This is a genomic window from Rhizobium leguminosarum bv. trifolii WSM2297 (assembly GCF_000271845.1).
In genome coordinates, this window is sequence record NZ_JH719395.1 from 3,010,247 (window position 1) to 3,035,079 (window position 24,833).

A 24,833-nucleotide genomic window follows, 5' to 3' on the forward strand; every position below is an offset into this window, starting at 1 on the left:
TTGCAAGAGGGAAAGCTGCCGGGAAAACGGCAGGACAAGAACAAGGGAAACGAATGTCGGGACTTCTGGCGGCAAGCCGGCTGATCGATTCGGTCAGTCGGATCATGGGCAAACTTTCCGAATATATGGTGCTGTTCTGCTGTCTGATCAGCGCCGGAAACGCCATCGTCCGCTACGCCTTCAACTACAGTTCGAACGGCTGGCTCGAGATCCAATGGTATCTCTTCGCCTTCGTCGTGATGCTCGGCGCCTCGCATGCGTTGCGCAACAACGAGCATGTCCGCGTCGACCTGATCTATGGTGCGGTTTCCGACAAGGCGAAGATCTGGATCGACATCGTCGGCCTCATCTTCTTTCTCATCCCGGTTTGCGTCTTCCTCACCTGGCTATGCTGGCCCTTCTTCACGCTGTCCTACCAGCAGGGCGAAATATCGGGCAACGCCGGCGGACTGATCCGGTGGCCCGTGAAGCTGATCCTCGTGGCTGGCTTCGCACTGCTTTCCCTTCAAGGCGTTTCCGAGCTGATCAAGCGGATCGCCGCCCTCACCGGCGAAATCAGCATCGACACCAAATACGAAAAGCCGCTGCAGTAGCGCGCCCTGGAGGAACGGTTTTGTTTGATTTCGGCATCATTCCGCCGGCCATGTTCCTGGGCATGGTCATCTTCATGCTCTACGGGTTTCCGGTCGCTTTTTCGCTCGCCGCCGTCGGCATGTTCTTTGGCATCATCGGCATCATCACCGGCCATTTCAGCGAAGCCTTTCTGCAAGCGCTGCCGCTACGCTTTTTCGGCATCGTCTCCAACGACCTCCTGCTCGCCATTCCCTTCTTCACCTTCATGGGAGCGATATTGGAACGTTGCGGGCTGGCCGAAGATCTGCTCGAAGGCACCGGCAAGCTCTTCGGCGGCATTCCCGGCGGCCTCGCCTATGCCGTCATCCTCGTCGGCGCCGTGCTCGGCGCGATCACCGGCACGGTGGCCGCCTCCGTCATCACCATGGGCGTGATCTCGCTGCCGATCATGCTGCGTTATGGCTACAGCCCGCGCCTTGCCACCGGCGTCATCGCCGCTTCCGGCACCATAACGCAGGTGATCCCGCCTTCGCTGGTGCTCGTCGTTCTCGCCGATCAGCTCGGCCGGTCGGTCGGCGACATGTATCTCGGCGCCATCGGCCCCTCGATCCTGCAGGTGACGATTTTCGTGCTGTTCATCCTGGTGATGTCGATCATCCGGCCGAAATCGATGCCGCCGCTGCCGAAAGAGGTGCGCGGCGATTTCAACTGGGCGCTGCTGGTAAAGGTGCTGATGGGCATGGTGCCCTCGATCGTGCTGATCTTCCTGGTGCTCGGCACGATCTTCATGGGCCTTGCAACGCCGACGGAAGCCGGTGCACTGGGCGTCGTCGGCGCCATGGCGCTCGCCGCCATGAATCGCCGCCTCACCTGGCCGCTGATCCGCGAAGCGATGGCATCGACCACCCACATCACATCGATGGTGGTGATGATCCTGATCGGCTCCACCTGTTTCAGCCTGGTGTTTCAGGGCATGGACGGCTCGCGCTGGATCGAGCACATGTTGTCGGGCATTCCTGGCGGCCCGGTCGGTTTTCTGATCTTCGTCAATATCTTCATCTTCGTGCTCGCCTTCTTCCTTGATTTCTTCGAGATCGCCTTCATCGTCATCCCGATGCTCGCCCCCGTCGCCTCCAGTCTCGGCATCGACCTGATCTGGTTCGGCGTCTTGATCTGCGTCAACATGCAGACGAGCTTCATGCATCCGCCCTTCGGCTTCGCGCTGTTCTACCTGCGTTCGATCGCCGGCAAGGACGTCAAAACCTCAGATATCTACATGGGTGCGCTCCCCTGGGTCGGCATGCAGCTGATCCTGGTGGCGATCGTGATCTTCTGGCCGCAATCGGTCACCTACTGGCTGGACCATGGCCCGAAGGTCGATCCGAACTCGATCAAGATCGAAGTCCCGGGCTTCGGCGGCCAGCTCGGCCTGCCGCCGCTCGGCGGCGGCAAGGACTCACCGCAGATTCCCGGCCTGACACTGCCACCGCTCGGCCTGCCGGGAGCACCGCCACCCCCCGCCAAATAACAGAGCCAAAACAAAACCCCGGACCAAGTGATCCGGGGTTCTGATATTCGTATCATGCGCCGATGGAAGCCCTCAGAGCTTTCCGGCCCGCTGCTGGATCATCATGAACGTATCGAAGGTGTATTCCGAAAGCTGCATCCAGAGATAAGCGTCCCGCTTGAAGGCGGTCTGATCCTCGTAGATCTTCTTGAAATACTGGTTGGTGCCGGAGATTTCGCTGTAGATGCCGGTTGCAGCCTGGAAGCAGGCTTCCATGATCTCCTGGCTGAACGGGCGCAACGTCGCCCCCTCCGCAACCAGTTGCTTCAGCGCCGTCGGATTCTTCATGTCGTATTTCGCCAGCATGTTGGTGTTGGCGAAGGCGCAGGCGTCGGTCAGCGCTGCCTGATAGTGCTTCGGCAGGCTGCTCCACTTTTCGAGGTTGAAGAATCCGTGAACCGTCGGGCCACCTTCCCACCAGCCCGGATAATAGTAATACTTCGCCACCTTGTGGAAACCGAGCTTCAGGTCGTCATAGGGGCCGACGAATTCCGCCGCGTCGATCGTACCCTTTTCCAGCGCCGGATAGATGTCGCCGCCGGCGATCTGCTGCGGGATGACGCCGACCTTCTCCATGACGCGGCCGGCAAGGCCGGCAATGCGCATCTTGACGCCCTTGAGGTCGTCGAGCGTATTGATTTCCTTGCGGAACCAGCCGCCCATCTGCGCGCCGGTATTGCCGGCAGGCAGCGCATACATGCCCTGCGTGGCATAAAATTCATTCATCAGCTTATTGCCGTTGCCCTCGTAAAACCAGGCATTGGTCAAGCGGCTGTTCAGGCCAAACGGAATGGCCGTTCCGAACGCATAAGTCGGATCCTTACCGACAAAATAATAGGAGGTCGTATGGGCGGCCTCGACCGTGCCGGCGGCCACCGCATCGACGGCCTGCAGACCCGGCACGATTTCACCGGCCGCGAAGGGCTGGATGGTAAAGTTGCCGTCTGTCGCGGCGGCGACATGCTTGGCGATATCCTCGGCGCCGCCATAGATCGTATCCAAGCTCTTCGGAAACGACGACGTCATGCGCCACGCGATCTTCGGATTCTCCTGCGCGATCGCAGGCGCTGCCAATGCCGTTGCGGCTACCGCGCCGGCGCTGGCGGTTCCCGCCTTCTTGAAAAACGAACGACGATCCATCAAAAACCTCCCGTATGGATGGCACTGCGCGGCCAAATTCACCCCACCCGCAGCCGGCGCAAACCTAAGCATGGCGGGGGCCGCGATTCAAGCTTTAGTCTATTAGCCTTTGGCATCAGGACGGCAACAAGGGAATGCGAGTGCAACTATCAAAATCAGCGGCTTAGCAGCGAAGCCGGAGCCACAGGGCTGGTTCGGCCGTATTTTGGCCCGCTGACACAGCCAAGCGTTGACTTAAGGGCCGTTCTGGCGCCAGAAACACTGTGCAGAAAGATTTTTACCGGGGTTGATATGACGAAACCGATCGTTGCCATTCCTGCCGATATCCGCAGCTTCGACGGCGCGACCTGGCATGCCGTGCAGCATCAATATGTGAGTGCCGCCTTGAACGCGGCCGGCGTCATGGCCTTCATCATCCCCGCCTTCGAGGCAGGCTACGATACCGACGCGATCCTCGACCGCGTCGACGGCCTCCTGGTTTCCGGCTCGGCCAGCAACGTGCATCCTTCTCTCTACGGTGCCGAGGCGAACGAGCGGGACGGTCCATTCGACCCCGCCCGCGACGCCACCAGCCTGCCGCTGATCCGCCGCGCTATCGACCGCGCCATCCCGCTTCTCGCCATCTGCCGCGGCATCCAGGAGCTGAACGTCGCGCTCGGCGGCTCGCTGGCAAGCGAGATCCACGAGCAGCCCGGCATTTGGGACCATCGTCGGCCGGACGGCGTCGACCGCGATGGCATGTACGCCGTTCGCCAAAGCGTCTACATCAAGGAAGGCTCCTGCATCGCAAGCATTCTCGGCCCCGGCGAAATTCGCGTGAATTCCCTGCACCGTCAGGCGATCGCCAGGACCGCGCCGCGCCTGCAGGTAGAAGCGATCGCCGAAGACGGCACGGTGGAGGCCGTCTCCGTCATCGACGCCAAGGCCTTCGCCGTCGGCGTGCAATGGCATCCGGAATACTGGGCCGAAACCGACAAGCCTTCGAACCAGCTATTTGAAGCTTTCGGCGACGCCGTCCGCGCCTACGCCGCCGGCAAGCTGTCGGTCACCCCCGCGCAGGCGATCGCCTAGGCCTTTTGCGGCGTCTCCGGCACCGGCGTCAGCGCGGCTCCGGTCTCAAACCAGGCGATGAGATTGTCGGCGACGAGATCGGCCATGGCGTTGCGGGTCGGCACCGACGCGGAGGCGACATGCGGCAGCAGCACCGCATTGGCCGGTTCCAGCAGGCTGTCCGGCACGGTCGGCTCGTCATAGAAGACATCGAGACCGGCGGCTCCGAGCCCACCGGAAGTTAGCGCCGCGCTCAGCGCCTCCTCGTCTACCGTCCAGCCGCGGCCGACATTGACGAGAATGCCGTTCGGGCCGAGTGCGGCCAGAATATCGGCACCGATCGTCTTGTGCGTCTGCGGCGTCTTCGGGACGATGGCGATCAGTGTATCCACCGCTTCCGCCAGCCCCTTCAGCGTCGAGTGATAATCATAGGGTACATCGGCATGGCGCGAGCGCGTGTGATAGCTGATCTTTACCTTGAACGGCTCCAGCCGCTTGGCGATTTCGAGGCCGATGCGGCCAAGGCCGTAAAGCCCGACATGGCGGCCCTTGAGCGAGAAACGCGACAGCGGATAGGTCGCGCCCGGTTTCCAGTTGCCGGCGCGCAGCCAGGCTTCGGCCCGCGGCAGTTCGCGGATGGTGTTCAACAGCAGACCGATTGCCGTATCTGCGACCTCGTCGTTCAAAACGTCAGGCGTATTGGTGACGACGATGCCCTTTTCGGCGGCGCGCCTCACATCCATACCGTCATAACCGACGCCGAAGCTGGCGATCACCTCGACAGCAGGCAGCTGATCCATCCAGGCGCCGGGAAAGGCGCCGGAGACGGCAACGCCGCGGATGCGGCCGGCGGTCTCACTGTCGAGCGCAAGCTTTTCCGCGCGTGGGACGGCGATAATCTCGAAACGATCCTTCAGGCTTTCGAGAACACGATCGTGTATCTTCCCAGGAACGAGAATGGCGATGCGGGACATGGCTTTTCCTCTTGGGTGGCAGTCTTGGTTCAGGCGCGGGGCCGATGGGGGCTGGTGGACTGGCGGATGCGCATTTCCGGCTTGATCAGATGCATGCCGTCGGGCTCGTGGCTGCCGGCCAGACGATCGAGCAGCGCCCGGGCGGCCAGGCGTCCGACCTCGGCCTGGCCGTTCCAGACGGTCGTCAGCGCTGGGGTGGCAATCGACGCTTCCTCGAGATCGTCATAACCGGTGACGGAAATGTCGCGGCCCGGCATCAGGCCGGCGCGCGCAATGCCGTTCATCAGCCCGATCGCCACGAGATCGTTCCAGCAGACGGCCGCCGTCGGCTTCTGCGGCAGCGACAGGAAATGCACGGCGGCCTCGAAGCCACCCTGTTTCGAGCGCGGGCCGGGAATACGGAGGTTCGGATCGACCTCGATGCCCGCCTTGCGCAGCGCATTGACATAACCCTGGTAGCGGTCGCGGCCGGTGGAGGTCTGATCGGTGCCGCCGATCATGGCGATCGAGCGGTGGCCGAGGCCGATCAGGTGGTTGGTGGCCAGCGAGATGCCGTAGCTGTCGTCGCCGCGATAGGTCGGCAGGTCTTGGCCCTCCATCGAGCGGGCGACCAGGATCGCCGGCATGCCGTTTTCTTCTGCCAGCTGCACATCCTCAGGCGGCGTGCCGATCGCCGGTGACATGATGACGCCGTCGCCGCCGAGCTGCAGCAGCGTCTCGATGAAGGTGCGCTGCTTTTCGACATTGTCGTAATGGTTGGAAAGGATGAAGGTGTGGCGGCTGCGATCGAGCTCGCTTTCGATCGCCTTCAGGATCTCTCCGTAGAAGGGGTTCATGATGTCATGCACGACGACGCCGATGATGCCGGAGCGCGAGGTGCGAAGGCTGGCGGCGCGGCGATTGTAGATATAGCCGAGCGCGCGCGCCTGCTCCTTGATCTTGTCCCGGGTATTGCCGGCGACCAGCGGACTGTCGCGTAAGGCGAGCGATACGGTCGCCGTTGAAATGCCGAGCGTTTCGGCGATCGTCGAAAGCTTGATCTTCTGGACCACGTGTCCCTCCTCCAGGCAGCACGCAAGACAGCAAAGACCCCGCCGGCAAACCGGCGCGGCCCCTTAAAATGTTTAATTAAAAGATTTAACCGGCGGAGGCAATTCGTCTTTCAGGGAAATTTCAGTCTTCGTCCGGTTCTTCGATGTGGAGGGCTTCGGCCTGCAGATTGCCGTCGATCGCTTTCAGCAGGCGGACGAGATTGCGGATTTCCTTGTCGGAGAAATCAAGCGTCGCCAGCCTGTCGCAGGCCGAGGCCGCCATTTCTATCCCCTGCACGCTGCCGCGGCCGAGTTCGGTGAGATAGACCTTGGTGAGGCGAGCATCCTCGGCATCGGGCTTGCGCTCGAGGAAACCCTGCGCCTCCATGCGGCCGATCGTGCGCGTCATCGTCGGCGCCTTGACGCCGAGTTTCTGGGCAAGACCGCCGGCCGTCATGCCGTCGCTCTCGGCAAGCGAAAGAATGACACCATCCTGGCCGGCATAGAGGCCGCTTTCGAGCAGGTTGCGCGAGAGCACCGTACGCATGGAACGGGCCGCCTGGGTCAGCGCCGGCGAGAGGTCGACGAGCGTGTACTCGGTCTGGTCCTTCTTCTTGGACTTGTTCTTTTTGCCGTCCTTATGCTTCTTTCCCATAGCCATCCCTTTGATCTTTAAGCCCCGGCGCCGCTGCGATATGACATTGCCCAGGATCTCGTCATAAACAAGAGGCAACGACCGGATGATGACGCCTTCGCCCCGCTTCGACGACAGCGACCCGGCCTTTGCTCCCGGCGGACGCCGCCCGATCGCCGTACTGCCGCTCGGCGCTCATGAACAGCACGGCCCGCACCTGCCCTTCGAAACCGACACGCTGATTGCCGAAGGCATCGCCGGACGATTGAAGATGGCCTTGTCAGCCGGCCTACCGGTCACCTTCCTGCCCGCCGAATCTGTCGGCTATTCCGTAGAGCATATGGATGTTGAAGGAACGAAGACGCTTGCCTTCGACGAAGCCGTCAACCGCTGGCTCGGCATCGCCGAGAGGCTGGCCAAGCGGGATATCCGCAAATTGGTGATGCTGAACGCCCATGGCGGCAATTCGCCTCTGATGACGATCGTCGCCACCGAGGCGCGAATCCGCTTCGCCATGCTGGCGGTGGCGACGAGCTGGACCCGCTTCGGTCTGCCCGATGGCGTGATCCCGCCGGAGGAAAAGGCGATCGGTATCCATGGCGGCGATATCGAGACCTCGGTGATGCTGGCGCTTCACCCTGATAAGGTCGATATGGCGAAGGCGGCGGACTTCCCCTCCCGACAGAGCGAATTTGCCGGGCGCTTCAAGCATCTGCGCGCCTACGGGCCGCATGCCTTTGGCTGGAAGATGGCCGATCTCAATCCGCAAGGCGTGGCAGGCAACGCCGCGGCCGCGACGGCTGAAAAGGGTGAGGCGCTGATTGCCCATGCGGTGAAGGGGCTGGTGGAATTGCTGGAGGATGTCGATGCCTTCGACATCACGCAGTTCCGTTGAAGATGGGGTATCTCTACCGGGCAGGCGATGTGATCTTATAACATTATAAAACCCTTTGAACTGCCGCGCCCATGCCATTATATGAGACCAACCGTTCAAGCAGCCGATCCAAAACCGCTCGGCCGCACGCCTAATCCTAGAGGTTCTCATGACCGACGCGATCTCCACCCAGAAGCCCATTCCCGTTACCGTGCTCACCGGTTATCTCGGTGCCGGCAAGACGACCTTGCTCAACCGCATCCTTTCCGAAAATCACGGCAAGAAATATGCGGTCATCGTCAATGAGTTCGGCGAAATCGGCATCGATAACGACCTGATCGTCGAGTCCGACGAGGAAATCTACGAGATGAACAACGGCTGCGTCTGCTGCACGGTGCGCGGCGACCTGATCCGCGTCGTTGAAGGCCTGATGCGCCGCCCTGGCCGTTTCGACGGCATCATCGTCGAAACCACCGGTCTTGCCGATCCGGTGCCGGTCGCCCAGACCTTCTTCATGGACGATGATGTGCGCGCCAAGACCGAGCTCGACGCCGTCATCGCCCTCGTCGACGCCAAGCACTTGCCGCTGCGGCTGAAGGACAGCCGTGAGGCCGAAGACCAGATCGCCTTCGCCGACGTCGTCGTCATCAACAAGAGCGATCTGGTGACACCGGAAGAACTTGATGTGATCGAGGATATCGTCCGCGCCATCAACCCGGCCGCCCGCGTCTACAAGACCAGCCGCTCGGGCGTCGACCTCGCCCGCGTGCTCGATCAGGGCGCCTTCAACCTGGAGCGCGCACTGGAAAACGATCCGCATTTCCTCGAGCATGGCCATGACGACCATGTCTGCGGCCCGGATTGTGATCACGACCACCACCATCATGATCATGACCATGATCATCACGGTCATGAGCATCACGGGCACGAGCATCATCACCATGGCGCCATGTCGGCTATCCATGATGTGACGGTGCAGTCGGTGTCGCTGCGCGGCGGCCAGATGAACGCGGAGCGCTTCTTCCCCTGGATCCAGAAGGTCACCCAGACGCAGGGACCGAACATTCTGCGCCTCAAGGGCATCATCGCCTTCAAGGACGATCCCGAGCGTTATGTCGTCCAGGGTGTCCACATGATCATCGAGGGTGATCACCAGCGGCCATGGAAAGAAGGCGAGAAGCACGAGAGCCGTCTCGTCTTCATCGGCCGTGATCTCGACCGCGAAAAGCTCGAAGCCTCCTTCAAGGCCTGCGAGGCAGCCGCCTGATGCCGACAGTTGCACCGCTTGATCTCGACGGCCACGTTCTGGCCGTCGAATTTTTAGGTGATGTCCCCTTCTTCGCCAGCGCCAACGGCACGTTTCACCGGCTGGACGGCGGCGACAGGGTTTCAGAAGCCCATCAGGGCATGCTCACCGCCATCCGCGACCCCTATAGCGAGAGCCTGATCTCGGGCGGCGAGGACGGCAAGGTACTGCGCATTGCAGCCGACGGCAGCGTCAGCGAGCTCGCCAGCGCGCCGCGCAAGTGGATCTCGCAGGTGGCCGCCGGCCCGCAAGGCGCCATTGCCTATTCCTACGGCAAGAGTTCGCTCGTGCGCCTTGCCGACGGCACGACCAAGGAATTTGCCGAGGAGCGCACGGTCGAAGGCCTCGCCTTCGCCCCGAAGGGCCTGCGCATCGCAGCTGCGCGGTATAACGGTGTATCGCTGCACTGGATCGGCATGAATGCCAAGCCGATCGATCTCGAATGGAAGGGTGCGCATACCGGCGTCACCTTCTCGCCTGACGGCAATTTCCTCGTCACCTCGATGCAGGAAAACGCGCTGCACGGCTGGAAACTCGACAGCAAGCCGGGTGCGGAAGCCCGCCATATGCGCATGACCGGTTACCCATCCAAGGTCAAATCGCTCTCCTGGTCGGTCAAGGGCAGGTGGCTCGCCTCTTCGGGCGCGCCGGCGGCCATCGTCTGGCCATTCCAGGGCAAGGACGGGCCGATGGGCAAGGCGCCGCTGGAGCTCGGCACCCGCGCCAATGTCATGGCGACCGCAGTGAAATTCCATCCGCTGGAAGATATCCTCGCTATCGGCTTCATCGATGGCATGATTCTGGCCGTCCGCATCGCCGACAGCAAGGAGGCGCTGCTGCGCCGCCCCGGCAAGGGTGCGGTCACGGCGATGAGCTGGAGCAAAAACGGCAAGCTCCTGGCCTTCGCCTCCGAAGCCGGCGATTGCGGCGTCATCGATATTTCGGCTTGAGCCATCGTGCCGGCCACGACGACATGGTGACGGAAGCGGAAATCGTGGCGCTCGGCGCCGACCACATGCAGGCAGCCGCAAGGATCAGGCGTGTGGCGCTGTGGCAGCGGCTGCCCTGGCTGCCGGATCTGCATAGGCCTCACGAAGACGAGCAATATTGGCGCATGCATCTGCTGCCGAACTGCACGATCCTCGGCGCCGCCGTGGCAAACCGGCTGGTCGGCGTCATCGCCTATGGCGACGCCTGGATCGAGCAGCTTTATGTTCTCCCCGATTTCCAGGGCAACGGCATCGGCTCCCTGCTTCTTGGCCACGCCAAGGAGGAGATGGATGAAATCAGGCTGTGGACGTTCCTGCGCAATACCGGCGCCCGTGCCTTCTATGAACGGCACGGTTTTTCCGCCGAGGAAGAGACCGATGGCGCCGACAACGAGGAAAAAGAGCCGGATATACGCTATCATTGGCGTCGGCTTCCGGAGCTGACGCCTGGCGGCTAAAACAGGCAGTCAAGCCGGAAATATCGGCTTGCCAAATGCCTTGCCCGGGCGAAACATGAATCTCGCGCAAGCATAACTGCGCAGTCGCCGACAGAGGAAACGGGAATGCCGAAATCCACCGGCCTTGGTCTGGCCGAGCAACAGCTGCAGTCCCTGGACAACTCATTCGTCTGGGCGGTGATCCGCGCCGAGGCACTCGAACTTGCCGCACGCGAACCGATCCTGCAGCAGCTGCTCGCCGCTCAGATCACGACCACCTCCGGCAACAATGAAATCATCGCCCGCGTGCTCGCCGCGCGGCTTGCTGCGACGCAGATGGAAACGGGCGATCTGTTCGATCTGATCCTGTCCACGCTCGACGACGATATCATGCGGAAGATCGAGGCCGATCTCCTCGCTGTGCGCGAACGCGACCCGGCCTGCACGACATTTCTTCACGCGCTCCTGAACCTCAAGGGCTTTCATGCGCTGCAGACGCACCGCATCGCCCACGCGCTCTGGAACGCCAGCCGCCCGGAAATCGCCAGCTGGCTCGCCAATCTCGCCTCGCTGGTCTTCGGCCCGGATATCCATCCGGCCGCCCAGATCGGCGCTTCCATCATGCTCGACCACGGCTCGGGTATCGTCATCGGCGAAACGGCTGTCATCGAGGATGAAGTGTCGATCCTGCAGAATGTCACGCTCGGCGGCACCGGCAAGGAAACCGGCGACCGCCACCCGAAGATCCGCCATGGCGTGATGATCGGCGCCGGCGCCAAGATCCTCGGCAATATCGAAATCGGCGCCTTCAGCAAAATCGCCGCCGGCAGCGTCGTGCTGAAGGCGGTTCCCGAGCATTGCACGGTCGCCGGCGTGCCGGCAACACTCGTGCGCGTCCACCGCGCCGACGAAATCCCGGCCGAGACGATGGACCAGAATATCTAGGGGCATTCCGAAATAGGGCTCGCCCTATTACGCAGCCTGCTGATTTTCCCTGAAGGCTTCGACGCGGTTGCGGCCTTCGCGCTTCGAACGATAGAGCGCCGCATCGGCCTTTTGCATCAGCCCCTCAAAATCCCCGTCCCTTTCCGTGCGCGTGGCAACGCCGATGCTCAGCGTCGGATAGACGGCCAGATCCGGCCTTTGCATGACGGCGGCGGCAAAGGCGAGACGGAGGCGCTCGGCAATCGTCACCGCATCCTGCCCGGAAACATTCTTCAGCACCGCCAGAAACTCGTCCCCGCCTTGACGGGCGAGCAGATCGCCGGAGCGCATGATGTCTCTCGAAACACTGGCGAAAAGCCGCAGTATCTCGTCGCCGGCGGCGTGGCCATGCCGGTCGTTCAGCTGCTTGAAATGGTCGATATCGATGATCAGCAGCGACACCGGCTGCGATCCAAGCGTAGGCACATGCTGGGCAAGGCCGCCGCGGTTGAGCGCGCCGGTCAGTGGATCGTGATGAGCAAGCTCCATCAGCTGATTCCGGCTGCGCTCGGCGGCCATCAACACCATCGCCATGCTGCGAAGCATGATGAACGCCACCGCCGATACCGCCATCCAGCTATGGACGACGCTGCCGCCGAAAGGATCCGGCCCGCCGATTTCTCCGGTCGCTGCAAGAATGCTGCGAACCGCAAAGATCGTGGCGGTGCAGACATAGAGGCCGACAAGCAGGGCGGCCGAATACAGCTTCTCGCGCCGGACAACGCTGACTGCCTCTGTTGCTACGGCAAGATCGCAGAGGCAGCAGATGACGGAGACATAAAGAAGTCTCGCCGATATTGCGGAGGGATCGCTGACGATAAGCACGACAGGCACGCTGACGAGAAGGATGGCAAGCCAGAGAGTGCGCTGGTCGAGGGTCCGGCCAGCAAAGACGCGCACGGCAAAGAACATCAGCATGTAGCCGGCGATCGTCACCACATTGCCCCCATCGACCGAGACGGAGTAGGGAACGAAATTGCGCAACGCAACGAGGAAGGAGCCGACGCCGACAAGCAGGTTACTCCAGCCCCACCAGAGCGGCCACCTCTCGAAGCGGCCAGTCGCATAGGCTGCGAGCTGGAGGAAACCCAGCACGAAGCAGCTCACGGCAACAATGAAGTAAATCGTCCTGAGATCCAGCAGCATGACGCTTTCCCGAAATTCTCGCGGAGCGTACAGGAAGCGTTTTGCGGTTTGATTGGAGGCTTCGCTAGAAGTTTAACGATCACCGGGTTTTTCAGGCGGCGCGCACCGTGCCGATAATGTCCGCCAGCAGCGCATGCAACAGATCCCGATACCCGTTGCGCGCCGATGGACCGCTTTCCTCCGACGTCATAACGACTGTCAGATCCAGCGACGGCACGATGTAAAGCATCTGCCCGCCGTAACCCCAGGCGAAATGCACCTGCTCACCACCGATCTGCCGCGCGAACCAGCCGTAGCCATAGTCATCGCCGGAGAAATGTGAGTTGGTGTGGTGCTGCCACGACTGGGAGATCCAGTCGGCAGGCACCACCTGCTCTCCTTTCCGAGTACGCCCGCCATTGCGGTAGAGTTCGCCGAAGGCAAGCAGCGATCGGGCGCTCATCGCCATCTGATTGCCGCCGAGATAGATGCCCTGCGGATCGCGCTCCCATGCGTCGATCCGGAAACCGTCGACCGGGCCGAGCCACTCATGCGCCAAGGCCAGCGTCGGCCGCCGGCCGACTTTCGTAAGAATGGCCGACAGCAGATGGGTGGATGCCGTGGAATAGAGCATCTCCCCGCCCGGCCGATCGACGAAAGGCTGCGAGAGCGCGAAACGCACCCAGTTGCGCGAGGAGACCCAGCGGCCGTAATTCGGCCCCGACATGCGATCGAGCCCAGCCTGCATGGAGAGAAGATGACCGATGGTAATATCGTTGACACGCGGGTCCGGCGTCGCGGGTAGATCGGCCATCAGGATCGGCGCGATCTTCTGATCGGGTCCCGTCAGCAGGCCTTTGCCGATGGCAATGCCGACCAGCGCCGAAATGACCGACTTCGAAGCGGATTTGATATTGGTCGATTCCGACGGCGAGTGGCCGTGGAAGCCGCGTTCGGCGAGCACCCGGCCGCCGCGCGCGACGATCACTGTCTTGAGAGGCCGCATCGCCGGGTCACCAGCCGCCTGATCGAGAAGAGGGTCAAGCCCGGTGAAGGTGCGGGCCGTGCTCTGGGCAGCGGCCGGCACTGTTGCGGCCAGCGGCAAACCGAAGAGAAGCAGAAGGGAGAGAACGCGGATCATGCGGGGCAAGATAGGATATCGCCACGGCATGTTCGCGCGCCGGCGGCGCTTTTCACGCGATTGTGTTGCCATGGTTACCAGGCATCCATCGCGGTCACCACGGGCCGCGGCAACCGAAAAACAATCCGCGCCGCAACCACGGCAGGCCCGCCTGCCTCCATGGTCAAGCGGCGCGGATAGTGCCGGCCGGGGTAAGGACGTTCAACCCCGGCCAGCCGATCGTTAGGCTGCGCCGCGAACCGGCGCGCTGGCCAGCATGCGTCCCGAGGGGACGATCATGCCGGCTGCGCCGTCAAGCCAGCCTTCCGTGAGCTCGAGCGCCAGAAAGCGCGAGCGTTCGAACGGACCTGGCATGACAAGATGGCGAGCCTTCTCGGCAAAAAAGCCGAAACGCTCGTAATAGGCAGCATCGCCGACGAGCAGGACAGCGCCATGCCCGCGCTTTTTGGCTTCGAGGATCGCCGCGCGCATCAGCGCCGAGCCGATGCCCTTGCCGCCTTGACGGGAATCGACGGCGAGCGGGCCAAGCAGCAGCGCATTGATCGGCGTGCCCTCGTCGTTGACGCCGGCCTCGACGTTCCAGAGCCGCACCGAGCCGATGAGATGACCGTCGCGATCACGCGCGACCAGCGCCAGGCCTTCGGCCGGAACACGGTTGCGGCGGATCTTCTCCGACGACTTCTTGCGGCGATCCGGCCCCATGACGCGGTCGAGCAGGTTTTCACGGGCAACGACGTCCGACGGATTTTCGGCGTCGATGGCGAAAGTGGTGGGCGCAAAGAATGCGCGGACAGAATCAAGAACAGCGGCCATCTTGGCCTCCCGTACCCAATACCGTTATCAGCGGCGATGAAAGAAAATTGTGAAGTTGCCGCCCCGGCTGATTACGGGGCCGGCAGAAACGACTTTAGATGACGTAGGCTCTCAGCGGCTCGAAACCGTTGAAAGCGACTGCCGAATAGGTCGTCGTATAGGCGCCGGTGCCTTCGATCAGGACCTCGTCGCCGATCGAAAGGGAGATCGGCAGCGGGTAGAGGTTCTTTTCGTAGAGCACGTCAGCCGAATCGCAGGTCGGGCCGGCGATGACGCAGGGCTCCATCTCGTCACCGTCGTGCTCCGTGCGGATCGGATAGCGGATGGCTTCGTCCATGGTCTCGGCGAGACCGCCGAACTTGCCGATGTCGAGGAATACCCAGCGGGCATCGTCATTGTCCGACTTCTTCGAAATCAGCACGACCTCCGCCTTGATGACGCCGGCATTGCCGACCATGCCGCGGCCCGGCTCGATGATCGTCTGGGGGATCTGGTTGCCGAAATGCGCGCGCAGCGCCTGGTAGATCGACTTGCCGTAAGCTTCTGCAGACGGAACGTCGCGCAGGTACTTGGTCGGGAAGCCGCCGCCCATGTTGACCATCTGCAGGTGGATGCCCTGCTTGGCAAGCGATACGAAGACGCGCTTGGCATCGGCGAGTGCCGAATCCCAGGCATCGACCTTGGTCATCTGCGAACCGACATGGAACGAGACGCCGTAGGACTGCAGGCCGAGCTGATGGGCGTAGACGAGAACGTCGACAGCCATCTGCGGGACGCAGCCGAACTTGCGCGACAGCGGCCATTCGGCGCCTTCGCCATCGGTGAGCACGCGGCAGAAGACGCGGGCGCCGGGAGCGGCGCGCGAGATCTTCTCGACTTCCTCGTGGCTGTCGACCGCAAACAGGCTGACGCCGAGCGCATGTGCGCGGGCAACGTCACGTTCCTTCTTGATCGTATTGCCGAAGGAGATGCGGGCGGCAGTCGCACCGGCGTCTAGCGCCATTTCGATTTCGGCAACGGATGCGCAATCGAAATTGGAGCCGAGGCCTGCAAGCAGCTTCAGCACTTCAGGAGCCGGGTTGGCCTTGACGGCGTAGTAGATAGCGCTGTCCGGCATGGCGTGACGGAAGGCGTGGAAATTGTCGCGAACGACATCAAGGTCAACCACGAGGCAGGGACCGTCGGGACGTCGGGTTGCGAGAAAGTCGCGGATGCGCTGGGTGGTCATATCGTTCCCTCTTCCAATTCCAGAGCTCCGGCATGAACCGGAGGACAAAGGGCATACGAGAACTCGCATTGGAACCAGCCGGTGGAGACCCCGGAACCATAGCAAGCGCTCGATGCGCAGATCGTGAACCAACGCCGCGATGCGGTGTAAGTTCGGCTTTGTCTGCCATGGATTGGAGGGAGAATCCCAACCGCACTTCCGGCAATGATGGTGTGCCTCTTCAGTAACCCCCGCTGATGGAAAGCAGGGAGAGAACAAAAAGGCCCGCACCGTCGTTGCTTCAGGCGTCCTCGCATTTTCCGGTTGGCCGGAATAGCGACTGGAGGGGTTAATTCCAGGTACCTTACCGATTTCCTCACCAATTCGAGGGTTCGGCGGACACCCATGGGCACGTGCGACTTTGGGCTGAGTGGGAAATAAGAATATTCGCCTTCATAATCAAGCGATTTTTTAATCTGGAGGTCAAAAAAATAATTGAACAAGCCGAGCCAATTTGTTCAATATTCCGAAACAGCTTTGGGAAAAGCCATGGACACCTTGACCCGCATACGCGCCTTCATCGATGTCGTCGAGGCCGAAGGCTTTTCCGCCGCCGCGCGGCGCACCGGCCGCTCGAAGGCGCTGCTCTCCAAATATGTGCGCGAGCTGGAAGATGAGCTCGGCGCCCTGCTGCTCAACCGCACCACACGGCAGTTCTCGATGACCGAGGCCGGCCATACCTATTACCGCAGCGCCTCGGATATCCTCAAAGAGATCGACAACCTTGCCGACCTCGTGCGCGAAAACAATGCGCAGCTGAAGGGGCGGCTGCGTATATCCGTGCCCCGCACCTTCGTCGATGCCGATGTCGGCCAGTCGCTGATCGATTTCTCCAGAGAGAACCCGGACCTTTCGCTGGAGATCGCCGCCGATGACCGGTTTGTCGATCTGATCGAGGAAGGCTTCGACGTGGCGATCCGCATCAGCAAGCTCGAAGATTCAGGCATGATCGCCCGCAAAATCTCCGATTTCCGCGTCCATCTCTGCACCACCCCCGATTTTCTCGAGCGCCATCCCGATCTTGCCCATCCGAGCGACATTTCCAACGTTCCCTTCATCGTCGATACCAATTCGCGCACCCAGGCGAGTATTCGTTTCCACAATCCCGACAACACCTCATTCGCCGTCGCGGTCTCCGGCCCGATGGAGGTCAACAGCCCGCATGCGACATTGCGCGCCGCCCTCTCCGGCATCGGCATCGCCCTCATCCCTGACTTCATCGCCCGCAAGCCGATCGAAAGCGGCGAGCTGGTGACGCTGTTCAACGATTACCTCCCCACCGATCGCGGCATCTACGCAGTCTATCCGCACCGCCGTTACCTGCCGGCCAAGGTGAGGATATTCGTCGACTACCTCAACAACTGGTTCAAGAAACATCCCTAGAGCATGTCGCGCAAAAGTGTGCAGCGGTTTTGCGATAACGACATGCGTAAAAACAAAGACCTAAAGCGCGAGGAGCGAATCTGAAAGATCGCGACGCGCATTAGCGCCGCCCTTGCGGTTGCGACATCGCGCCCCAGGCCAACCCGCGGCTCTCTGAATCCAATGCGGAATCGGTCCCAATTCCGTCCCAATTTCTGGCAAGAAGTCAGGTCCACCGAACAGGGCAGCGGAAGAGATGAAATATTCGACGATACTGATGGCCGCGCTTGTTTCGCTGGCGCCGGCCGCCGCCTTTGCCCATCCGCACATCTTCGTGGAGGCCCGCCTCGAGGTCGTGGCCGACAAGGATGGCAGCGTCGAGGAACTGCGCAATGTCTGGCGCTTCGATGAAGTTTTCTCTTCCTCGGTCGTCATGGATTTCGACAAGAATACCGACCTCAAGCTGGAGCCGAACGAGCTGGCGGAGGTCGGAAAAACGGTGAAGCAATCGCTTGCCGAATATGATTACTACATGAACCTGACGATCAACGGGAAGAACATCACCGTCCAGAAGCCCGACATCATCCACGTCGACTACAAGGACGGCCAGCTGCTGATGTTCTTTGCGGTCAAGCCGGTGGAGAAGATGCCACTGAAAGGCAGGCTCAGCTTCGGCGTCTACGACCCGACGCTCTATACCTCTATCGACTTCCCCACCGACAACGAACTGGCAATCGTCGGCGACGGCTTCAAGGCCTGCAAACATCAGGTGGTGCGGCCGGATGCCGACCAGGTAATCTCGCAGAACAAACAGTCGCTGACCGACGCCTTCTTCAATGATCCCACCGGCACCAACATGTCCAAACTCTTCGCCACCCGGCTGGAGGTGACATGCTGACAAAACGCCGGCCGTTCATCCTTGCCGCTTCGGTCTTGGCGCTTCTGGCGGCGGCAAGCCTCGCCCATGCGCAATCGCCGCTCGGCATCGGCACGGCAGAACCGAGCTTCCAGCCGACCGGCGGGCCGCTCGCACCGCTGCTGCTCTATGTGAATTATGAGCAGCAGGCCTTCTATCGGGCGCTGACTGGCGCCTTGAAGGCGATGCGCCAGGATCCGTGGCAGCTGGCCTCGCTGATCGGCCTCTCCTTCGCCTATGGCGTCTTCCATGCGGCCGGCCCCGGTCACGGCAAGGCGGTGATCTCTTCCTACATGATCGCCAACGAAATCGAGTTGAAGCGCGGCGTGGTGATTTCCTTCATTTCGGCCTTCATCCAGGGGGTGGTGGCGGTGGCACTGGTCGGCGGCGCCTGGCTGGTGCTGCGCGGCACCGGCATCACGCTGACGGCGGCGACCCATGCGATGGAGATCGCAAGCTTTGTCATGGTCATCCTCTTCGGCGGCTGGCTGCTGTTCCGCAAGCTGCGCTCGATGGTCGGCAACATGCCGCGCCGCCGGCTGATGGCGACGCCTGCCGGTCCGGTCAGCATGATGCTCGACTGGAAGGACAATGCCGCCGAACGCCAGGCCTACGCCTTCAACGGCAAGGCGCAGGCTGTCGAAGCCGGCCACACCTTCGTTCCCGGCATGGCCTGCGAGACCTGCGGCAATGCCCATGTGCCGGATCCCGCCCTGCTTGGCGGCGACCGGTTCAGCACCCGCGAGGCCTGGTCGGCCATCGTCGCCGTCGGCCTCCGGCCCTGCTCCGGCGCATTGCTGGTCATGACCTTCTCGCTGCTGAACGGGCTCTATCTCGGCGGCGTGCTTTCGGTCGCCGCCATGTCGCTCGGCACGGCGATCACTGTTTCCCTGCTTGCCACCCTTGCCGTCACCGCCAAGAGCGCCGCCGTCCGTCTCTCCGGGCGCGGCTCGACCGCCTCGGTCTGGATCGGCAACACCATCGAAATCCTCGGCGCTGTGCTCGTTATCCTGATGGGCGCCCTGCTGCTCGGGGCCTCGCTGCAGGGGTAGGTCTACTTCCCTTTGCCGCGCTGATAGCGAGCCCGCAGCCAGAAGACTGCGAAAAACGCCATGATCAGGCAGACGCCGACGACGATACCAAGCGTCGGCGAGAAATTGCCGATCCACAGGACGATGGTCGGCAGGAAATAGATGACCAGGGCAGCGCCTAGCAAGATGATACCGGCGGCGGTCGCCTGCGAGCGGCTTTCAGGGCTCATACGAGCCTTTCCTTTTCGAGGTCAGCGCGGATATCCTGCAGGCGGCGGATCTGGTTGCCCGCGGCGTCGAAATTCTCGGGCGAAAGCCAACTCTCGAAGGCCTCGTTGAGCAGCGGCCATTCGGCGTCGATCATCGAGAACCAGGCAGTGTCGCGGTTGCGGTGCTTGGAGATCATGTGCTGGCGGAAGACCCCTTCGAAGCTGAAGCCGTAACGCGCCGCCGTCGTCTTGCTCGCCTCGTTCTTATTGTCGCATTTCCATTCGTAGCGGCGGTAGCCAAGCTCCTCGAAGACGTGCTTGGCCATCAGGTAATGCGCTTCGGTGGAAAGCGGCGAACGCTTCATCTCGGGACCATGTGCCACGCCGCCGATCTCGACGACGCCGTTTGCCGGGTCGGCGCGCATATAGTTCGCCATTCCGACAATCTTGCCGGTCGCATTGTCGCGGAATATATGGGTGAGCCAACCGGACTTGGTGTAGACGGTCTCAAGCCAGTTGGCGAAATCCTCGATCCCGGAAAAATCGTCCTGCGCGAAATAGAGAAGCAGCGGGTTGATGCCCATGCCGCCCAGCCCGTCCCACAGCGCCTCGAGATGGTCGGCGCGGCGATAAGGTTCGACGGTGACAAAACGGCCCTTCAGCGTCACCGGCTTCGGCGCCGGGCAGCCCTTGAAATTTGCAAGATCGCGCATCTTCACTCCCTCTATCTAGGAGTGGATAGGCCAGCCGCCCGACAAAGGCAACCGGCCTAGATGTTACTGTGACAAGGTAACTTTCGCAGAGGACACCGTCGCCTCGATATGATCGACCAGCTGGTCGGCAAGGCCGAGCCTGCCGGCAAGCAGATCGAGATAACCGCGCTCGGCGCGCGAATCCGGCTCGATGGTCAGCCGCGAGGCGGTATAGAGTTCGACGCGCTGTTCCTCCGTCGTCGCGGCGGCCACAAGCGCGTCGATATCCGTCGGCGAAGCGAGTTCGCGCTCGATGAAGGCCGCAGCCTCGCCGCTGACATCGGCAGCCTTGACCTTGTCCATGATGAGGGCGCGTTCGGCATCGTCGATATGGCCGTCGGCCTTGGCGGCGGCGATCATCGCACGGATCAGCACCAGCACGAACTCATTGCTGCCGGCCGGCGAGGCCGGCCCGAAGCCGGATTCGACAGGCGGCGGCAGGAGAACCGGATTGTTGGCCGAGGGCGCATCCGAGGGCGCTGCCGGCGCTTGGCCTGCCTGGTAGTTTTTGTAGGCCTGGTAGCCGAGGCCGGCAATGGCGGCAAGACCGCCGATCGCCAATGCATTGCCGGCAATACCCCGGCCTGTCTTGGTGCCGAGAAGCGCCGCGGCGATCGCACCGGTCGCCAGCGGGTTGTTTTTAGCCGTCTGGACAGCGTCGCCAGCCCTGTCACGAACCGAACCGCCGAGACCCGGCACCTGCGAACCCAAGAACTGGTCGAGAAGCTTCTTCGCGTCGAACATTCCTCGTCATCTCCCTGTTGAAGCCGGAAGAGAGATAGGTTTGCGACGGCTGGAATACAAACAGAGGAGAGGGCAGAGGAGAAGGAATTGTGCCGTGAGGCTCAACCCCTATCCTAAACTCAGGCCTTCAGCGCCGCAGCCTCGGCCGCGAGCTTGGTAATCCCCGCCCAGTCGCCGGCCGCGACCAGTTCCTTTGGCGCGACCCACGAGCCGCCGACGCAGATGACGTTCGGCAGCGACAGATAATCATTGGCGTTCTTCAACGAAATGCCGCCGGTCGGGCAGAACAGCGTGCCGGCAAGCGGCGAAGAGAGCGCCTTCAGCAGGGCCGCGCCACCGGCCTGCTCTGCCGGGAAGAACTTCAGCACCTGGTAGCCTTCTTCGCGCAATGCCATGACTTCGCTGGCGGTCGCGGCACCCGGAAGCAGCGGCACCTCGGAATCGGCAGCCGCATCGAGCAGTTCCTGCGTGGTGCCCGGGCTGACGATGAACTTCGAACCAGCTTCGACGGCGGCTTCCCAATGGGCGGCATTCAGGATCGTGCCGGCGCCGACTTCGGCCCCCTCGACCTCGGCGGCGACGGCGCGCACGGCATCGAGTGCCGCAGGTGTGCGCATGGTGATCTCGATCGCCTTCAGACCGCCGGCAACGAGCGCGCGGGCCAGCAGTACGGCCGACTTGGCATCGTCGACGATCAGGACCGGAACGACAGGCTGGAGTTTCAGGATGGAAAGGAGCTTCTCTGTTTTCTCGCCCATGGTCGCGCGACCTCCTTGAAACGATTGAAATTGGTCCCCGAATAACGCCCCGACGGAACCTTGTCGAGGTAAAACCAATTCACCTAACAAGATGGGTATGAAATGCGTGGAAATTGGGCTACCGTGCCCCGATCGTCACAAAAGGTTCACCGATATGGCGAAAGAGATCGAGCGGAAATTCCTCGTACGCAGCGATGGATGGCGTTCCGCCGTCGAGACGAAATCTGTCCTGAGACAGGGCTACATCGCCTCGATGGACGATCGCTCCGTCAGGGTGCGTATCCTCGATGGCAAGAAGGCGAGACTGACGATCAAGATCGGCCGCAGCGCCATCACCCGTGATGAATTTGAATACGACATCCCTGTCGCCGATGCCGAGGAACTGTTGCAGAACGCAATCGGCATCGTCATCGAGAAGACGCGCTACCGCGTTCCGCATGAGGGTTTCGTCTGGGAGGTCGACGTCTTTGCCGGCGAACATCGCGGACTGGTGATTGCCGAGGTCGAGATGACCGCAGAGACCGATAGTCCGGCCCTGCCCGCCTGGCTCGGTCGTGAAGTGACCGGCGATTTCCGCTATTCCAACCAGGCCCTTGCCACAGAATATGGGCACGACAGGCATGGCCTATCGCATTCGGCCTAAGGCCGATTTCACCAGAGAGTTCCGCAGCGCCGCGAAAGAGCAGCTGGACGATGCCATTGCACTTATCGAAGAACAGCCGGACGGCGCGCATGAGGCGATCCATTCCTTCCGCAAGAATCTGAAACGACTGCGCTCGCTTTACCGGCTTGTCGCCCGCGAGGTGCCGGACTTCCAGGATCGCGAAAATGCCAGGCTGCGCGATGTCGCCCGCTCGCTTTCGGCGATCCGCGACGCCAACGCCCTGATCGGCACCGCGCAATATCTGCAGCAATCGGCCCGCGAGCCGGAGGAGAGCGAGGCGCTCGGCCGTATCGTCACCATTCTCGAAGGGCGCCGTGACTGGATGGCGGATGCCGAAAGCGGCCTGGAACAGCGGCTGGCGGAAACCTCCGACGTTCTGCATGAGGCGGTCGCCGCGCTGGATGGAGTCTGCTTTGATGGCGGCCACCGCAAGAATGCCCGCAAGCTGGCGAAGAGCTGGCGCCGAACCGCGCGGAAGGCGAGGGCGGCACTTGCGGCCTGCCACGGCGAGGCATCGGCCGACGACTTCCACAATCTGCGCAAACGCACCTACGATTACCGGCTTTATCACGGCCTTTTGCGCGATGTCTGGCCGGGCGCGATGAAGGCCAAGCGGGATGCGGCCAAGGAACTCGTCGAGGATCTCGGCCACATTCACGATCTTGCCGTGCTCTCCGAACTGGTCGAGGCCGAACCGCAGCTCTTCACCCGCAATGACGACCTCGCCCATCTGCTCGACGCCATCATCTTCCGCCAGCAGGAAGACCGGCGGCAAGCGCTTGTCAAAGCCGAAACCGTCTTCGCCGATGATCCCGACGAGGAAGCGCAGCGCATCGAACTTCTCTGGCTGACGGCCGGAAGTTGAAGGGCGAAACCGGAGGTGCTTGTGCTGGTTTACGTGCCGCCGGCGCAATCTAGAGATAACGTCAAAGAACCTGTTGACCTCAACCAACCTTGAGGTCCTAGCCTCCGGTGGTCGAACAACAGAGACCTGACCCCGCGAGGACGAAATGACCGCTGAAAATGCCGCTATGCCTGATGTGCTCGGACTCTACGAGACCCATCTGACCGTTGCCGATCTCAAGACCTCCACGGATTTCTATCGCGATGTCGTCGGGCTCGAACCGGCGGCCTCATTCGAGGAGCGCAAAGTCGCTTTCCTCTGGGTGGACGACCGGAAGACCGGCATGCTTGGCCTTTGGGAAACCGGCACCGGACCGCTGAAGATGCGGTTGCATATCGCTTTCCGCATGACCGCCGACGGCGTGCTGAAGGCGCCCGCCATTCTCAAGGCAAAGGGCGTCGAACCTCTGGGCTTTACCGGTGAACCGGCGGTGGAGCCGGTGGTTCTCGGCTGGGTGCCGGCGCTGTCGATCTATTTCAAGGACCCGGATGGGCACTCGATCGAGTTCATCAGCATTCTCGACGACATCCCCGACCGGAGTTTTGGCGTGCGGCCGTTTTCCGAATGGCGGGCGCGCGGATAGTCGGTCACCGCAAGGCCGCCTCTGGTGAAGGCAATTGCGCGATCCACCGATTTTCTGTATTTCCGCCCCATGACCGACAGCCTGACACACACCAGCCCGTTCCTCGTGGCCGCACTCTACCATTTCGTTTCCGTGCCGCGCTTTGCCAGTCTGCAGGCGCCGCTGCAGGCGCTTTGCGAGGAGAGCGGCGTCAAGGGCACGCTGCTTCTGGCCCATGAGGGCATTAACGGCACGATCGCCGGCCCGGATGCCGGCATCAGCGCGGTGCTCTCCTTCCTGCGGGCTCAGCCGGAATTTTCGAGCCTGGAGCATAAGGAAAGCCGCGCCTCGAAAATGCCTTTCCTGCGCATGAAGGTGAAGCTGAAAAAGGAAATCGTCACCATGGGTGTCGAGGATATCGACCCCAACAAGGTGGTCGGCACCTATGTGGCGCCTCAGGACTGGAACGCGCTGATTTCAGATCCCGATACGATCGTCATCGACACCCGCAACGATTACGAGACGGCAATCGGCACCTTTCGCGGCGCGCTCGACCCGAAGACGAAATCATTCCGCGAATTTCCGGATTGGGTTCGCCAGAATACCGGCCTGCACAACAAACCGAAGATCGCTATGTACTGCACCGGCGGCATACGCTGCGAGAAGGCCACCGCCTTCATGAAGGCTGAGGGCTTCGACGAAGTTTTTCATCTGAAGGGCGGCATCCTGAAATATCTCGAAGAAGTGCCCCAGGAGGAAAGCCTCTGGGACGGCGCCTGCTTCGTTTTCGACGAGCGCGTCTCCGTCGAACACGGGTTGAAAGAAGGCGAACACAAGCTCTGCCACGCCTGCCGCAACCCGATCACCGCAGAGGAAATCACCTCGCCGCTCTATGAAGAAGGCGTTTCCTGCAGCCATTGCTACCACACGCGCACGGAAGAGGATCGGCTGCGCTACCGTCAGCGGCAGCTCCAGATCGCCCTCGCCCGGAAACGCGGCCAGCGGCATATCGGCAGCTGAGTCAGG

Annotated in this window: 27 protein-coding genes; 15 read left to right on the plus strand and 12 right to left on the minus strand. The window is 61.9% G+C overall.

Annotated features, from left to right (window positions below; translation table 11 throughout):
- Positions 1-53: 53 nt before the first annotated feature.
- Together RLEG4DRAFT_RS29790 and RLEG4DRAFT_RS29795 are read left to right on the plus strand one after the other, a co-directional pair.
- Positions 54-593 (plus strand): TRAP transporter small permease subunit, encoded by a 540-nt coding sequence (locus tag RLEG4DRAFT_RS29790; RefSeq protein WP_003582343.1) that lies wholly within the window; start codon positions 54-56, stop codon positions 591-593.
- A 20-nt stretch (positions 594-613) separates the two neighbouring features.
- Complete coding sequence (locus RLEG4DRAFT_RS29795) at positions 614-2,101, plus strand: TRAP transporter large permease (RefSeq protein WP_003582345.1); 1,488 nt, start codon at positions 614-616, stop codon at positions 2,099-2,101.
- Positions 2,102-2,173: 72 nt separating this feature from the next.
- On the opposite strand, the gene RLEG4DRAFT_RS29800 is transcribed toward RLEG4DRAFT_RS29795, so the two are convergent.
- Positions 2,174-3,280, minus strand: a complete 1,107-nt coding sequence (locus RLEG4DRAFT_RS29800; RefSeq protein ID WP_003582347.1) for a TRAP transporter substrate-binding protein — start codon at positions 3,278-3,280, stop codon at positions 2,174-2,176.
- A gap of 291 nt (positions 3,281-3,571) precedes the next feature.
- On the opposite strand from RLEG4DRAFT_RS29800, the gene RLEG4DRAFT_RS29805 reads away from it, so the two are divergent.
- Positions 3,572-4,351: a gamma-glutamyl-gamma-aminobutyrate hydrolase family protein gene (locus RLEG4DRAFT_RS29805; protein ID WP_003582349.1), complete on the plus strand. Its 780-nt coding sequence runs from the start codon at positions 3,572-3,574 to the stop codon at positions 4,349-4,351.
- Here the strand turns inward: RLEG4DRAFT_RS29805 and RLEG4DRAFT_RS29810 are convergent.
- The 3 genes from RLEG4DRAFT_RS29810 to RLEG4DRAFT_RS29820 all read right to left on the minus strand — a co-directional run bounded on the left by RLEG4DRAFT_RS29810 (position 4,348) and on the right by RLEG4DRAFT_RS29820 (position 6,990).
- Positions 4,348-5,304 carry a 2-hydroxyacid dehydrogenase gene (locus tag RLEG4DRAFT_RS29810; RefSeq protein WP_003582351.1) on the minus strand — a complete coding sequence of 319 codons (957 nt, stop codon included), beginning with the start codon at positions 5,302-5,304 and terminating at the stop codon, positions 4,348-4,350. The genes RLEG4DRAFT_RS29805 and RLEG4DRAFT_RS29810 overlap by 4 nt on opposite strands.
- Before the next feature lie 29 nt (positions 5,305-5,333).
- A complete protein-coding gene (locus tag RLEG4DRAFT_RS29815) occupies positions 5,334-6,356 on the minus strand; it encodes a LacI family DNA-binding transcriptional regulator (protein WP_003582353.1) in 1,023 nt (340 codons plus the stop codon).
- A 121-nt stretch (positions 6,357-6,477) separates the two neighbouring features.
- Positions 6,478-6,990, minus strand: a complete 513-nt coding sequence (locus tag RLEG4DRAFT_RS29820) for a MarR family winged helix-turn-helix transcriptional regulator (RefSeq protein ID WP_003582356.1) — start codon at positions 6,988-6,990, stop codon at positions 6,478-6,480.
- Between the two features lie 85 nt (positions 6,991-7,075).
- Here RLEG4DRAFT_RS29820 and RLEG4DRAFT_RS29825 point away from each other — a divergent pair, with 85 nt between their 5' ends.
- The 5 genes from RLEG4DRAFT_RS29825 to cysE all read left to right on the plus strand — a co-directional run bounded on the left by RLEG4DRAFT_RS29825 (position 7,076) and on the right by cysE (position 11,520).
- Positions 7,076-7,864, plus strand: a complete 789-nt coding sequence (locus RLEG4DRAFT_RS29825; protein ID WP_003582357.1) for a creatininase family protein — start codon at positions 7,076-7,078, stop codon at positions 7,862-7,864.
- 148 nt (positions 7,865-8,012) lie between these two features.
- The gene (locus tag RLEG4DRAFT_RS29830) at positions 8,013-9,110 is read left to right on the plus strand and encodes a CobW family GTP-binding protein (RefSeq protein WP_003582358.1); all 1,098 of its coding nucleotides are present in this window, start codon (positions 8,013-8,015) and stop codon (positions 9,108-9,110) included.
- Positions 9,110-10,099 carry a WD40 repeat domain-containing protein gene (locus RLEG4DRAFT_RS29835; protein WP_003582359.1) on the plus strand — a complete coding sequence of 330 codons (990 nt, stop codon included), beginning with the start codon at positions 9,110-9,112 and terminating at the stop codon, positions 10,097-10,099. The genes RLEG4DRAFT_RS29830 and RLEG4DRAFT_RS29835 overlap by 1 nt, the downstream gene beginning before the upstream one ends.
- Before the next feature lie 23 nt (positions 10,100-10,122).
- Positions 10,123-10,596: a GNAT family N-acetyltransferase gene (locus tag RLEG4DRAFT_RS29840; RefSeq protein ID WP_003582360.1), complete on the plus strand. Its 474-nt coding sequence runs from the start codon at positions 10,123-10,125 to the stop codon at positions 10,594-10,596.
- Positions 10,597-10,701: 105 nt separating this feature from the next.
- A complete protein-coding gene (gene cysE, locus RLEG4DRAFT_RS29845) occupies positions 10,702-11,520 on the plus strand; it encodes a serine O-acetyltransferase (protein WP_003582361.1) in 819 nt (272 codons plus the stop codon).
- A gap of 27 nt (positions 11,521-11,547) precedes the next feature.
- Here cysE and RLEG4DRAFT_RS29850 read toward each other — a convergent pair whose 3' ends face one another.
- The 4 genes from RLEG4DRAFT_RS29850 to odc2 form a co-directional block, all read right to left on the minus strand.
- On the minus strand, positions 11,548-12,705 hold the full coding sequence (locus RLEG4DRAFT_RS29850) for a GGDEF domain-containing protein (protein WP_003582362.1): 1,158 nt from the start codon (positions 12,703-12,705) through the stop codon (positions 11,548-11,550).
- A 91-nt stretch (positions 12,706-12,796) separates the two neighbouring features.
- Positions 12,797-13,825 (minus strand): serine hydrolase domain-containing protein, encoded by a 1,029-nt coding sequence (locus RLEG4DRAFT_RS29855; protein ID WP_037094358.1) that lies wholly within the window; start codon positions 13,823-13,825, stop codon positions 12,797-12,799.
- A gap of 222 nt (positions 13,826-14,047) precedes the next feature.
- On the minus strand, positions 14,048-14,638 hold the full coding sequence (locus RLEG4DRAFT_RS29860) for a GNAT family N-acetyltransferase (protein ID WP_003582366.1): 591 nt from the start codon (positions 14,636-14,638) through the stop codon (positions 14,048-14,050).
- A gap of 94 nt (positions 14,639-14,732) precedes the next feature.
- Positions 14,733-15,866 carry an ornithine/lysine decarboxylase gene (odc2, locus tag RLEG4DRAFT_RS29865; protein ID WP_003582367.1) on the minus strand — a complete coding sequence of 378 codons (1,134 nt, stop codon included), beginning with the start codon at positions 15,864-15,866 and terminating at the stop codon, positions 14,733-14,735.
- A 528-nt stretch (positions 15,867-16,394) separates the two neighbouring features.
- Here odc2 and RLEG4DRAFT_RS29870 point away from each other — a divergent pair.
- From RLEG4DRAFT_RS29870 to RLEG4DRAFT_RS29880, 3 genes are all read left to right on the plus strand, one after another.
- A complete protein-coding gene (locus RLEG4DRAFT_RS29870; RefSeq protein ID WP_003582369.1) occupies positions 16,395-17,288 on the plus strand; it encodes a LysR family transcriptional regulator in 894 nt (297 codons plus the stop codon).
- Positions 17,289-17,523: 235 nt separating this feature from the next.
- Entirely contained in the window at positions 17,524-18,165 is a 642-nt protein-coding gene (locus RLEG4DRAFT_RS29875; RefSeq protein ID WP_003582371.1) for a DUF1007 family protein, read from the plus strand.
- A complete protein-coding gene (locus tag RLEG4DRAFT_RS29880) occupies positions 18,159-19,235 on the plus strand; it encodes a nickel/cobalt transporter (protein WP_003582373.1) in 1,077 nt (358 codons plus the stop codon). Before RLEG4DRAFT_RS29875 ends, RLEG4DRAFT_RS29880 begins: the two co-directional genes overlap by 7 nt.
- A 2-nt stretch (positions 19,236-19,237) precedes the next feature.
- Here RLEG4DRAFT_RS29880 and RLEG4DRAFT_RS29885 read toward each other — a convergent pair whose 3' ends face one another.
- From RLEG4DRAFT_RS29885 to RLEG4DRAFT_RS29900, 4 genes are all read right to left on the minus strand, one after another.
- Entirely contained in the window at positions 19,238-19,444 is a 207-nt protein-coding gene (locus RLEG4DRAFT_RS29885) for a hypothetical protein (protein ID WP_003582374.1), read from the minus strand.
- The gene (locus tag RLEG4DRAFT_RS29890) at positions 19,441-20,136 is read right to left on the minus strand and encodes a GNAT family N-acetyltransferase (protein WP_003582375.1); all 696 of its coding nucleotides are present in this window, start codon (positions 20,134-20,136) and stop codon (positions 19,441-19,443) included. Before RLEG4DRAFT_RS29890 ends, RLEG4DRAFT_RS29885 begins: the two co-directional genes overlap by 4 nt.
- A 63-nt stretch (positions 20,137-20,199) precedes the next feature.
- The gene (locus RLEG4DRAFT_RS29895; RefSeq protein WP_003582376.1) at positions 20,200-20,919 is read right to left on the minus strand and encodes a tellurite resistance TerB family protein; all 720 of its coding nucleotides are present in this window, start codon (positions 20,917-20,919) and stop codon (positions 20,200-20,202) included.
- Positions 20,920-21,038: 119 nt separating this feature from the next.
- On the minus strand, positions 21,039-21,677 hold the full coding sequence (locus tag RLEG4DRAFT_RS29900) for a 2-dehydro-3-deoxy-phosphogluconate aldolase (RefSeq protein WP_003582377.1): 639 nt from the start codon (positions 21,675-21,677) through the stop codon (positions 21,039-21,041).
- A gap of 154 nt (positions 21,678-21,831) precedes the next feature.
- Between RLEG4DRAFT_RS29900 and RLEG4DRAFT_RS29905 the strand changes: the two genes are divergently transcribed.
- The 4 genes from RLEG4DRAFT_RS29905 to RLEG4DRAFT_RS29920 all read left to right on the plus strand — a co-directional run bounded on the left by RLEG4DRAFT_RS29905 (position 21,832) and on the right by RLEG4DRAFT_RS29920 (position 24,827).
- On the plus strand, positions 21,832-22,320 hold the full coding sequence (locus tag RLEG4DRAFT_RS29905; RefSeq protein ID WP_003582378.1) for a CYTH domain-containing protein: 489 nt from the start codon (positions 21,832-21,834) through the stop codon (positions 22,318-22,320).
- A complete protein-coding gene (locus tag RLEG4DRAFT_RS29910) occupies positions 22,298-23,206 on the plus strand; it encodes a CHAD domain-containing protein (RefSeq protein ID WP_037094920.1) in 909 nt (302 codons plus the stop codon). Before RLEG4DRAFT_RS29905 ends, RLEG4DRAFT_RS29910 begins: the two co-directional genes overlap by 23 nt.
- 145 nt (positions 23,207-23,351) lie before the next feature.
- Positions 23,352-23,828, plus strand: coding sequence for a VOC family protein (locus tag RLEG4DRAFT_RS29915; protein ID WP_003582380.1), 477 nt, complete (start codon positions 23,352-23,354; stop codon positions 23,826-23,828).
- A gap of 69 nt (positions 23,829-23,897) precedes the next feature.
- Positions 23,898-24,827: a rhodanese-related sulfurtransferase gene (locus RLEG4DRAFT_RS29920; protein ID WP_037094362.1), complete on the plus strand. Its 930-nt coding sequence runs from the start codon at positions 23,898-23,900 to the stop codon at positions 24,825-24,827.
- Positions 24,828-24,833 lie beyond the last annotated feature (6 nt).